At 69.6% G+C, this 10868-nt stretch carries 8 protein-coding genes and 1 pseudogene; all 9 read left to right on the top strand.

What is annotated here, in order from left to right:
* The coding region (locus AC1D2K_RS19830; RefSeq protein WP_478090542.1) for a 3-hydroxyacyl-CoA dehydrogenase NAD-binding domain-containing protein at positions 1–1809 on the top strand (1809 nt) is incomplete at its 5' end.
* 70 nt (positions 1810–1879) lie between these two features.
* Complete coding sequence (locus tag AC1D2K_RS19825) at positions 1880–3070, top strand: acetyl-CoA C-acyltransferase (RefSeq protein ID WP_478090541.1); 1191 nt, start codon at positions 1880–1882, stop codon at positions 3068–3070.
* Positions 3071–3078: 8 nt separating this feature from the next.
* A complete protein-coding gene (locus tag AC1D2K_RS19820; protein ID WP_478090540.1) occupies positions 3079–4287 on the top strand; it encodes an acyl-CoA dehydrogenase family protein in 1209 nt (402 codons plus the stop codon).
* Positions 4288–4297: 10 nt separating this feature from the next.
* The gene (locus AC1D2K_RS19815) at positions 4298–5437 is read left to right on the top strand and encodes an acyl-CoA dehydrogenase family protein (protein WP_478090539.1); all 1140 of its coding nucleotides are present in this window, start codon (positions 4298–4300) and stop codon (positions 5435–5437) included.
* On the top strand, positions 5434–6633 hold the full coding sequence (locus tag AC1D2K_RS19810) for a CaiB/BaiF CoA transferase family protein (RefSeq protein WP_478090538.1): 1200 nt from the start codon (positions 5434–5436) through the stop codon (positions 6631–6633). Before AC1D2K_RS19815 ends, AC1D2K_RS19810 begins: the two co-directional genes overlap by 4 nt.
* Positions 6634–6652: 19 nt before the next feature.
* On the top strand, positions 6653–7651 hold the full coding sequence (locus tag AC1D2K_RS19805) for a Bug family tripartite tricarboxylate transporter substrate binding protein (RefSeq protein WP_478090537.1): 999 nt from the start codon (positions 6653–6655) through the stop codon (positions 7649–7651).
* Between the two features lie 65 nt (positions 7652–7716).
* The gene (locus AC1D2K_RS19800) at positions 7717–9636 is read left to right on the top strand and encodes an acyl-CoA synthetase (RefSeq protein ID WP_478090536.1); all 1920 of its coding nucleotides are present in this window, start codon (positions 7717–7719) and stop codon (positions 9634–9636) included.
* 37 nt (positions 9637–9673) lie between these two features.
* On the top strand, positions 9674–10669 hold the full coding sequence (locus tag AC1D2K_RS19795) for a Bug family tripartite tricarboxylate transporter substrate binding protein (RefSeq protein WP_478090535.1): 996 nt from the start codon (positions 9674–9676) through the stop codon (positions 10667–10669).
* A 25-nt stretch (positions 10670–10694) separates the two neighbouring features.
* Positions 10695–10868, top strand: a pseudogene (locus tag AC1D2K_RS19790) (electron transfer flavoprotein subunit beta/FixA family protein); the annotation flags it as partial.

Here is a 10868-nt window from a genome sequence, read left to right as displayed (position 1 = left end):
GCCCTCGGCGGCGGACTGGAGGTCGCGCTGTCGGCGCATTACCGCCTGGCGGTGGGCTCGGCCAAGCTCGGCCTGCCCGAAGTCGCGCTGGGCCTGCTGCCCGGCTCGGGCGGCACCCAGCGTGCGCCGCGCCTGATCGGCGCCAAGGCCGCGCTCGACCTGATCCTGAGTGGCCGCCACGCCAGCGCCAAGGAAGCGCTGGCGCTGGGCCTGATCGACCGGCTGGCCGAAGGCAGCGAGGCCCTGGCCCCGGGCCTCGCCTATGCGCAGGAGCTGGTGGCCGCCAAGGCGCCCGTGCGCCGCACGCGCGATGCCGGGGCCCTGGCCGACACCGAAGCCAGCCGCGCCGCACTCGATGCCGCGCGCGCCGAGACCGCGAAGAAGAGCCGCGGCCTGTTCTCGCCGATGAAGATCATCGAAGCCGTGGAAGCCGCGCTCACGCAACCCTTCGCCGACGGCATGGCGCTGGAACGCAAGCTCTTCCTGCAGTGCATCGACAGCCCGCAGCGCGCCGGCCTGATCCACGCCTTCTTCGCCGAGCGCGAGGTGCTGAAGGCGCCCGAGACCAAGGCCGCCAAGCCGCGCGCCCTGGATTCGGCCGGCATCGTCGGCGGCGGCACCATGGGCGCCGGCATCGCGGTGGCGATGCTCGACGCCGGCATGCCGGTCACGATGATCGAGCGCGACGAAGCGCAGCTCGCACGCGGGCGCGCCAACGTCGAGAAGGTCTACGACGGCCTGATCCAGAAGGGCCGCATGACGGCCGAGGCCAAGGCCGCGGTCATGGCGCGCTTCTCGGGCTCGACCGCCTACGACGCCCTGGCGCAGGTCGACATCGTGGTCGAGGCCGTGTTCGAGGACATGGGCGTCAAGAAGGCCGTGTTCGCCGAGCTCGACCGCGTCTGCAAGCCCGGCACCGTGCTGGCCACCAACACCTCCTACCTCGACATCGACGAGATCGCGGCCAGCGTCTCGCGCCCGGGCGACGTGGTGGGCCTGCACTTCTTCTCGCCGGCCAACATCATGAAGCTGCTCGAGATCGTGGTGCCGGCCAAGGTCAGCGCCGACGTGGTCGCGACCGGCTTCGAGCTCGCGAAGAAGCTCAAGAAGGTGCCGGTGCGCGCCGGCGTCTGCGACGGCTTCATCGGCAACCGCATCCTCGCGGTCTATCGCCAGGCGGCCGACCACATGATGGAAGACGGCGCCTCGCCCTACCAGATCGACCAGGCGGTGCGCGACTTCGGCTACCCGATGGGCCCGTTCCAGGTGGCCGACCTGGCCGGCGGCGACATCGGCTGGGCCACGCGCAAGCGCAAGGCCGCCACGCGCGACCCGAAGGCGCGCTACGTGCAGGTGGCCGACCGCATCTGCGAGCGCGGCTGGTTCGGCCAGAAGACCCAGCGCGGCTACTACCTCTACCTGGAGGGCGCCCGCACCGGTTCGCCCGACCCCGAGGTGCTGGCGATCATCGACGCCGAGCGCCAGCGCGCCGGCGTCACGCCGCGCAGCTTCACCGACGACGAGATCATGCGCCGCTACATGGCCGCGATGATCAACGAGGGCGCCAACGTGGTGCACCAGCGCATCGCGCTGCGGCCGCTCGACGTCGATGTCACCTTCCTCTACGGCTACGGCTTCCCGCGCTTCCGCGGCGGCCCGATGAAGTACGCCGACATGGTGGGCCTGCCGAAGGTGCTGGCCGACATCCGCGAATTCGCCCAGCAGGACCCGGTGTTCTGGAAGCCCTCGCCGCTCTTGGTCGAGCTGGTCGAACGCGGCGCCGATTTCTCGAGCCTCAATCAAGACTGAACCTTGCGGGGCCGATCAAGAAACTCAGCAGTTCTTGCTCTGTCCTCAACCAACTAAGGAGCCAATCACCATGCGCGAAGCCGTCATCGTTTCCACCGCCCGCACCCCGCTCACCAAGGCGCACCGCGGCGAATTCAACATCACCTCCGGCGCCACGCTGGCCGCCTTCGCGGTACGCGCCGCGGTCGAGCGCTCGGGGCTCGATCCGGCGCTGATCGAGGACGCGATCCTCGGCTGCGGCTACCCCGAAGGCACCACCGGCCGCAACATCGCGCGCCAATCCATCATCCGCGCCGGCCTGCCGATCTCGATCGCCGGCACCACGGTCAACCGCTTCTGCGCCTCGGGCCTGCAGGCGATCGCGATGGCGGCGGGCCGCATCGTGGTCGACGGCGCCCCGGCGATGATCGCCGGCGGCGTCGAGAGCATCTCGCAGATCCGCAGCCGCAGCGCCACCGACGCCGGCGACAGCGGCATCGACCCGTGGATCCAGGAACACAAGCCCGCGCTCTACATGGCGATGATCGAGACCGCCGACATCGTGGCCCAGCGCTACGGCATCGGCCGCGAGGCGCAGGACCGCTTCTCGGCCGAGAGCCAGCGCAAGACCGAAGAGGCGCAGCTCGCCGGCCGCTACAAGGAAGAGATCGTGGCCTGCACCACCACGATGGCCGTGACCGACAAGGAGACCAAGGCCGTCACGCACGCCCAAGTCACTGCCACGGAAGACAACTGCAACCGCCGCGGCACCACCTACGAGGCGCTCGCCAAGCTGCAGCCCGTGATGGGCGCCGACAAGTTCGTCACCGCGGGCAATGCCTCGCAACTCTCGGACGGCGCCTCGGCCTGCGTGCTGATGGAAGCCAAGGAGGCCGAGCGCGCCAACCTCAAGCCGCTGGGCGCCTTCCGCGGCCTCGCGGTGGCCGGCTGCGAACCCGACGAGATGGGCATCGGCCCGGTGTTCGCGGTGCCCAAGCTGCTGGCGCGCCACGGCCTCAAGATCGACGACATCGACCTGTGGGAACTCAACGAGGCTTTCGCCTCGCAGTCGATCTACTGCCAGGAGAAGCTGGGCATTCCGTCCGAGCGGCTCAACGTCGACGGCGGCGCGATCTCCATCGGCCACCCGTTCGGCATGACCGGCGCGCGGCTCGCGGGCCACGTGCTGATCGAAGGCAAGCGGCGCGGCGCGAAGTACGCGGTGGTGACCATGTGCATTGCGGGCGGCATGGGCGCGGCAGGCCTGTTCGAAATCTACTGAGACTCGTCATGGACTTGAACTTCACCCCCGAAGAAGAAGCCTTCCGCAGCGAAGTGCGCGCCTTCCTGGCCGACAAGCTGCCCGCGCGCCTTTCGACCCGGGTCGCGACCGGCAAGCACCTCTCGAAGGCCGACATGCAGGAGTGGCATGCCATCCTGAACGCGCGCGGCTGGCTCGCCAACCACTGGCCCGAACGGTACGGCGGCCCGGGCTGGACCGCGGTCGAGAAGTTCATCTTCGAGAACGAATGCGCGCTGGCCCATGCGCCGCGCATCGTGCCCTTCGGCGTCAACATGCTCGGCCCGGTACTGATCAAGTACGGCAACGAGGCGCAGAAGCGCCACTGGCTGCCGCGCATCCTCGACGGCTCCGACTGGTGGTGCCAGGGCTACTCGGAGCCCGGCGCGGGTTCCGACCTGGCCTCGGTCAAGACCTCGGCCGTGCGCGGCGTCGACGCCCAGGGCGACCACTACATCGTCAATGGCCAGAAGACCTGGACCACGCTGGGCCAGCACGCCGACATGATCTTCTGCCTGGTGCGCACCAACCGCGAAGCCAAGAAGCAGGAGGGCATCAGCTTCCTCCTGATCGACATGAAGTCGCCCGGCGTCGAGGTGCGCCCGATCATCACGCTCGACGGCGAGCACGAGGTCAACGAGGTGTTCTTCTCCGACGTGCGGGTGCCGGCCGGGAACCTGGTCGGCGAGGAGGACAAGGGCTGGACCTGCGCCAAGTTCCTGCTGACCTACGAGCGCACCAACATCGCCGGCGTCGGCTTCTCGGTGGCCGCGATGGAGCAGCTCAAGGCGATCGCCGCGACGCAACGCAAGAACGGCCGCCCGCTGGCCGAAGACCCCGCGTTCGCGGCGCGCATGGCCAAGGTCGAGATCGACCTCGAGAACATGAAGACCACCAACCTGCGCGTGATCGCGGCCGTGGCCGGCGGCGGCGTGCCGGGCGCCGAGAGCTCGATGCTCAAGATCCGCGGCACCGAGATCCGCCAGGAGATCTCCTCGCTGGCGCGGCGTGCGATGGGCGCGTATGCCCGGCCCTTCGTGGCCGAGGCGCTGGAAGAAGGCCACGACGGCGTTCCGTTCGGCCCCGCCTATGCGGCCCCAGCGGCAGCCCGCTACTTCAACAACCGCAAGCTGTCGATCTTCGGCGGCTCCAATGAAATCCAGAAGAACATCATCAGCAAGATGATTTTGGGTCTGTAAAGGAAACGGCATGAACTTCGAACACACCGAAGACCGGCGCATGCTCGCCGACAGCCTGAACCGCTTCATCGCCGAGCAGTACGCCTTCGAGACGCGCGACCGCATCGCCGGGTCGCCCGAGGGTTTCAGCACCGACATCTGGCGGCAGTTCGCCGAGCTCGGCGTGATCGGCGCGCTGTTCAGCGAGGCCGATGGCGGCTTCGGCGGCGGCGGCTTCGACATCGCCGTGGTCTTCGAGGCGCTGGGCCGCGGCCTGGTGGTCGAGCCGCTGCTGGGCGCCGTGATGGCCGGCGAGGCGATCTCGACCGCGGGCAACGCGGCGCAGAAGGGCCTGCTGGCCGAGATCATCGGCGGCACCACCATCGCGGCGCTCGCGCATGACGAGCCCGAGGGGCACTATGAACTCGCCCGCGTGCAAACGCGCGCCGAACGCAGCGGCGACGGCTGGGTGCTGAACGGCGCCAAGTCGGTCGTCCCGCAAGGCGCGCAGGCGCAGCTGTTCGTGGTCTCGGCCCGCACCTCGGGCGCGGTCGACGACGAGGCCGGCATCTCGCTGTTCCTGGTGCCGGCGGCAACGCCGGGCCTCGCGGTGCGCGACTGCCCGGCCATCGACGGCGGCCGCGTGGCCGAGCTCTCCTTCGACCAGCTCAGGCTCGGCGCCGGCGCACTGCTCGGCACCGAAGGCCAGGGCCACGCGACGCTCGAGCGCGCCATCGGCCGCGGCCTGCTGGCCCTCAGCGCGGAATCGCTGGGCGCCATGGAAGCGGCCAAGACGGCCACGCTCGAGTACCTGCGCACGCGCAAGCAGTTCGGCCTGCTGATCGGCAGCTTCCAGGCGCTGCAGCACCGCATGGCCGACCTGCTGCTGGAGATCGAGCAGGCGCGCTCGGCCGTGATCAATGCGGCGGCGGCGATCGATGCCGACCGCGTCACGCGCGAACGTGCGCTGTCGGCGGCCAAGTTCAGCGTCGGCCGCATCGGCACGCTGGTCGCCGAGGAGAGCATCCAGCTGCACGGCGGCATCGGCATGACCTGGGAGCTGCCGCTGGCCCACTACGCCAAGCGCCTCGTGATGATCGACCATGAACTGGGCGACGAGGACCATCACCTGCAGCGCTACATCGCGCTCGGCAGGGAGGCGCCCCAATGAACGGCACCCTTCCGCTCGCGGGCGTCCGCGTGCTCGATCTCTCGCGCATCCTCGCCGGCCCCTGGTGCGGCATGGTGCTCGCGGACCTCGGCGCCGAAGTGATCAAGGTCGAGCATCCGGCCCGCGGCGACGACACGCGCGACTGGGGCCTGCGCATCGGCAACACCGAGACCGCCTACTTCAACAGCGTCAACCGCAACAAGCGCTCGATCGGCATCGACCTGCAGACGCCGGAAGGCCAGGAGATCGTGCGCGAACTGGCGAAGAAAAGCGACGTGCTGATCCAGAACTTCAAGTTCGGCGGCATCGACAAGCTCGGCCTCGGCTACGAGGCGCTGCGCGAGCTCAACCCGGGGCTGGTCTATTGCTCGATCTCGGGCTACGACCGCACCGGCCCCGAAGCCGCGCGCCCCGGCTACGACCTGGTCGTGCAGGGCGAGGCCGGCCTGATGGCGCTCAACGGCGAGGCCAACCAGCCGCCGCTGAAGTTCGGCGTCGCCGCGGTCGACCTGTTCACCGGCATGTACTCGGCGCAGGCGATCCTCGCGGCCCTGTTCGAGCGCCAGAAGACGGGCCGTGGCCGCCACGTCGAGATGGCGCTGTTCGACTGCGGCCTGATGATCACCGCCTACTACGGCCTCGAGGCGCTGCTGATGGGCGAGGACCCGCCGCGCTACGGCAATGCCCATCCGTCGATCGTGCCCTATGGCGTGTTCGACGCCGAAGACGGCCCGCTGGTGATCACGGTCGGCAACAACAGCCAGTTCGCGCGCTTCTGCACCGACGTCATCGAGCGGCCCGACCTGGCGGCCGACGAGCGCTTCAAGACCAACATCCTGCGCGCGGCGAACCGCGAGGCGCTGATGCCCGAGATCCACCGCGAGCTCGGCAAGCGCAAGCGCCGCGCCCTGCTCGAACAGCTGACCCGCTCGGGCATTCCCTGCGGCGAGGTGCTCGGCCTGCTCGAGGCGCTCAATTCGAAGCGCGCGACCGATGGCGGCCTGGTGACCACGCAGCCGCATCCGGTGGCCGGCAGCGTCAACGTGCTGGCGCCGCCCTATCGCTTCGACGGCGAACGGCTGCCGGTGCGCAACGCGCCGCCGCAGCTCGGCGAAGGCACGCACGAGGTGCTGCAGTCGCTGCTGGGGCTGTCCGACGACAAGCTCTCCCAACTGAAATCCAACGGCGTCCTCTGACGCCATCGAACCGATCCCGATGTCCTTTCGCCTTGCTTCCTCCGTCCGCAACCCCGCGCGCCGCGCCCTGCTCGCCCTGGCACTGCCGCTCATCGCGGGCACTGCGTTCGCCCAGGCCTTTCCGGCCAAGCCGATCACCATCATCGTGCCCTTCCCGGCCGGCGGCCCGACCGACGTCGCGACCCGCATCATCGGCCAGAAGATGGCCGAAGGGCTCAAGCAGCCGGTGCTGATCGACAACCGCGGCGGCGCCTCGGGCACCATCGGCGCGGCCGCCGCGGCCAAGGCGGCACCCGACGGCTACACGCTCGTGATGCTGGCCACGCCGACGCTGCTGGCGGGCCACCTCTACGGTCCGACCAGCTACGACATCTTCAAGAGCTTCACGCCGGTCGGCACCACCTACGACCTGCCGATCGTGATGGTCGTGAACCCGAAGGCGCTGCCCGAGGTCACGGGCCTGCAGCAGCTGATCGTCAAGGCCCGCGCCGACGGCGGCAAGTTCAACTACACCACCGCGGGTGCGGGCAGCTTCGGCCACCTGACGACCGAGAGCCTGAAGAACGTGGGTAAGTTCGAGATGCAGCACGTACCCTACCGCGGCAGCGCGCCGGCCGTGACCGACCTGATCGGCGGCCAGGTGCCGATGATGTTCTCGGACCTGATCGCGGTGCTGCCGCACATCCGCTCCGGCGCGCTGCGTCCGATCGCGGTCGGCTCGTCGAAGCGGCTGAGCCTGCTGCCCGACGTGAAGACCGTGGCCGAGCAGGGCTTCCCCGGTTTCGACGCCACCTCGTGGGGCGGCATGCTGGCCCCGGCCGGAACCCCCAAGGACGTGATCGCCCGCCTGAATGCCGAGCTCCAGAAGGCGTTGGCCGACAAGGAAGTGCAGCAGAAGCTCGAAGGCGTCGGCACCTTCGCCGCCTTCCAGACGCCCGAGCAGATGGCCGCGCGCATGCGCCAGGACTACGAGCGCTGGGGCAAGGTGATCCGCGACAACAACATCAAGAACCAGTAGCCGGCGTAGGCGCCGCGGCCCGCCCGGCGCATGATCGCGGGACGACATTTGCAGGAGACAGGACCATGAGTGCAGCGCCCTTCAGCGCATCGTTTCCGATTCGCAGCCTCGATGACATCCGAAGGCTCGAGGCCACGCCGCTGGCCGAGGCGCTCACGGTGCGCAGCACCTACGAGATCTTCCGCAACTCCGGCGCGGCCTTCGGCGACAAGCCGGCGCTGACCTTCCTGCGCACCGGCGACCCGGCCGACGAGCCGATCCGCTGGTCCTACGCCCAACTGCTGGCCGGCATCCACCAGACCGCGAACCTGTTGCACCGGCTCGGCGTCGGCCCCGACGACGCGGTGGCCGTGCTGCTGCCGGGTTGCCTCGACTACCACCTGGCGCTGTGGGGCGGCGAGGCGGCCGGCATCGTGCAGCCGCTGAACCCGCTCCTGACCGACGACAAGCTGGTCGCGCTGATGACCGCGGGCCGCGCCAAGGTACTGATCGCCTACGGCAGCGATGCCGACTCGGGCATGTGGGCCAAGGCGATGCGGCTGCGCGGCCAGGTGCCGACGCTGACCACCGTGCTGCGCGTGGCGCCGCACGACGAGGCGCCCGGCAGCGCCGGCGACCTGCCCGATGGCGTGGCCGACTTCGCCGCCTTGCGCGCCGCCGAGCCCGACGACCGGCTGGTGAGCGGCCGCGACATCGCGCCGGGCGACATCGCCGCCTACTTCCATACCGGAGGCACCACCGGCGCGCCGAAGCTCGCGCGCCACAGCCATGGCGCGCAGGTGTTCACGGCCTGGGCCAGCGTCAACATGACCGGCCAGGGCCCGAAGGACGCGTCGATCAACGGCTACCCGTTGTTCCACGTGGCCGGCGTGCTGCCGGCGTCGCTGGCCTCGCTGTCGGCCGGCGTGGAAGTGATCGTTCCGACCACCGCCTTGCTGCGCAACAAGCAGGTGCTGGCCAACTATTGGCGGCTGGTCGAGAAATACCGGCCGACCTCGCTGTCGGCGGTGCCCACGGTGCTCGCTGCGCTGGCCAACGTGCCGCTGGCGGGCGCCGACATCTCCTCGATCAACTACTGCCGCACCGGCGCCGCGGTGCTGGCGCCGGAACTCGCCGCGCGCTTCGAGCGCCTGTTCGGCCTGCACGTGCACGAAAGCCTGGGCATGACCGAGATGGCCGGCATCTCGACCATCACGCCGCCCGGCGTGGTCGGCCCGGCGGGCTGCGTCGGCTTCCGGCTGCCCTACTCGCGGCTGCGCATCGTGGCGCTCGACGAGAACGGCAACGCCAGCGAGCGCGACCTGCCGGCCGGCGAGCAGGGCATGGTGCTGTTCAAGTCGCCCAACCTGTTCTCGGGCTTCGTCGATCCGGCCGACAACGCGAAGGCCTTCACGGCCGACGGCTGGCTCGCCACCGGCGACCTCGGATGGATCGACGGCGAGGGCCGGCTCAACCTCAGCGGCCGCTCGAAGGACCTGATCATCCGCAGCGGCCACAACATCGATCCGAAGACGATCGAAGACGCGCTCGGCGCCCATCCGGCGGTGCAGCTCTGCGCCGCGGTCGGTGCGCCGGACGCCTACGCCGGCGAGCTCCCGGTGGTGTTCGCGACGCTGGTGCCGGGCGCGTCGGCGACCGAGTCCGAGCTGCTGGCCTTCACGGCCGAACGGGTCGACGAGGCGCCCGCCAAGCCGCGCTCGGTGACCCTGATCGAGACCATGCCGATGACCAATGTCGGCAAGATCTACAAGCCCGAACTGCGCGCGCTGGCCGCGCGCCAGGTGGCCGCGGCGCTGGTCGAGGAGGCCTGCGCCGCCCTGGGCATCGCCGCCGCGGCCCGGCCGCAGGTGCAGGCCGATGGCGACAGCGCGCTCAAGGTGATCGTCGACGCCTCGGCCACCGGGCCGCAGGCCGAGCCGCTGCGGCAGCAATTGCAGCAGGCGCTGGAACGGCTGCCCTTCAAGACACAGGTCGTCCTGCAATAGACCCCTCTTTTCTCGAGCAATGAACCGGAGACACACCATGAGCCCCCAAGCCTCGAACCGCCGCGCATGGCTCTGCGCAGCCGCCTCGGCGGCCGCGCTGTGCGCCCTCGCGCCCGCCCAGGCGCAGACCTATCCGACCAAGCCGATCAAGATGGTCGTGCCCTTCGCGGCCGGCGGCGCCACCGACGTGCTGGCGCGCGTGATCGGCGAGAAGATGGCGGCCGGCCTGGGCCAGCCCGTGATCATCGACAACAAGCCCGGCGCGGCCGGCATCATCGGCACCGATGCGGTCGCCAAGGCGGCGCCGGACGGCTACACCATCGTGCTGTCGCTGAGCAATTCGCTCATGACCAACCAGTTCCTGTACGAGAAGCTGCCCTACGACGCGCAGCGCGACCTCGCGCTGGTCTACCAGATCGCGATGGCGCCGCTGGTGCTGGTGGTGCACCCGAGCGTGCCGGCCAAGACCGGCCCCGAGCTGCTCAAGTACGTGAGCGCGAACAAGGGCAAGGTGGCCTATGGCTCCTACGGCGTGGGCGCCTACCCGCACCTGGCCGGCGCCCACATGAGCCTGACGCAGCAGGCCGACATGAACCACGTGGCCTACAAGGGCGAGGCACCGATGCTGCAGGACCTCATCGGCGGCCAGATCCAGATGGCCTATGCCAGTGCGCTGGTGGCCAAGCCGCACATCGAGGCCGGCAAGCTCAAGGCGATCGGCGTGACCGGCGAGCGCCGGATGAGCACGCTGCCCAATGTGCCGACCCTGGCCGAGCAGGGCCTCAAGGACGAGGCCTACCGCGTCACCGGCTGGCTCGCCGTCGCGGCGCCGGCCCACACGCCCAAGCCCGTCGTGCAGCGCCTCGCGGACGAGGTGCGCAAAGCGACGCAGCAGCCCGACGTGCAGGCGAAGGTCGCGGCGATGGGCTTCGAGCTCAAGGACAGCTCGCCCGAGGCCTTCGCTGCCGCCTACAAGCAGGAGCGCCCGATCTGGGAGCGCCTGATCAAGCAATCGGGCGCCAAGCTCGAATAATTTCAGAACCGAAGGAGCAACTCCCATGAAGATTCTTGTCCCCGTCAAGCGGGTCGTCGACTACAACGTCAAGGTGCGCGTGAAGAGCGACGGCACCGGTGTGGACATTGCCAACGTGAAGATGAGCATGAACCCCTTCGACGAGATCGCCGTCGAAGAGGCGGTGCGCCTGAAGGAAAAGGGCGTGGCCACCGAGATC

Source organism: Variovorax sp. P1_H12_2 (assembly GCF_056405335.1).
This window is presented reverse-complemented; position numbering and strand designations above follow the sequence as displayed.

What these genes read in the sequence shown, in the direction of transcription:
- AC1D2K_RS19815 (WP_478090539.1), top strand. Translation starts at nt 4,298, where the DNA reads ATGAACTTCGAACACACCGAAGACCGGCGCATGCTCGCCGACAGCCTG.
- AC1D2K_RS19795 (WP_478090535.1), top strand. Translation starts at nt 9,674, where the DNA reads ATGAGCCCCCAAGCCTCGAACCGCCGCGCATGGCTCTGCGCAGCCGCC.
- AC1D2K_RS19810 (WP_478090538.1), top strand. Translation starts at nt 5,434, where the DNA reads ATGAACGGCACCCTTCCGCTCGCGGGCGTCCGCGTGCTCGATCTCTCG.
- AC1D2K_RS19825 (WP_478090541.1), top strand. Translation starts at nt 1,880, where the DNA reads ATGCGCGAAGCCGTCATCGTTTCCACCGCCCGCACCCCGCTCACCAAG.
- AC1D2K_RS19800 (WP_478090536.1), top strand. Translation starts at nt 7,717, where the DNA reads ATGAGTGCAGCGCCCTTCAGCGCATCGTTTCCGATTCGCAGCCTCGAT.
- AC1D2K_RS19805 (WP_478090537.1), top strand. Translation starts at nt 6,653, where the DNA reads ATGTCCTTTCGCCTTGCTTCCTCCGTCCGCAACCCCGCGCGCCGCGCC.
- AC1D2K_RS19820 (WP_478090540.1), top strand. Translation starts at nt 3,079, where the DNA reads ATGGACTTGAACTTCACCCCCGAAGAAGAAGCCTTCCGCAGCGAAGTG.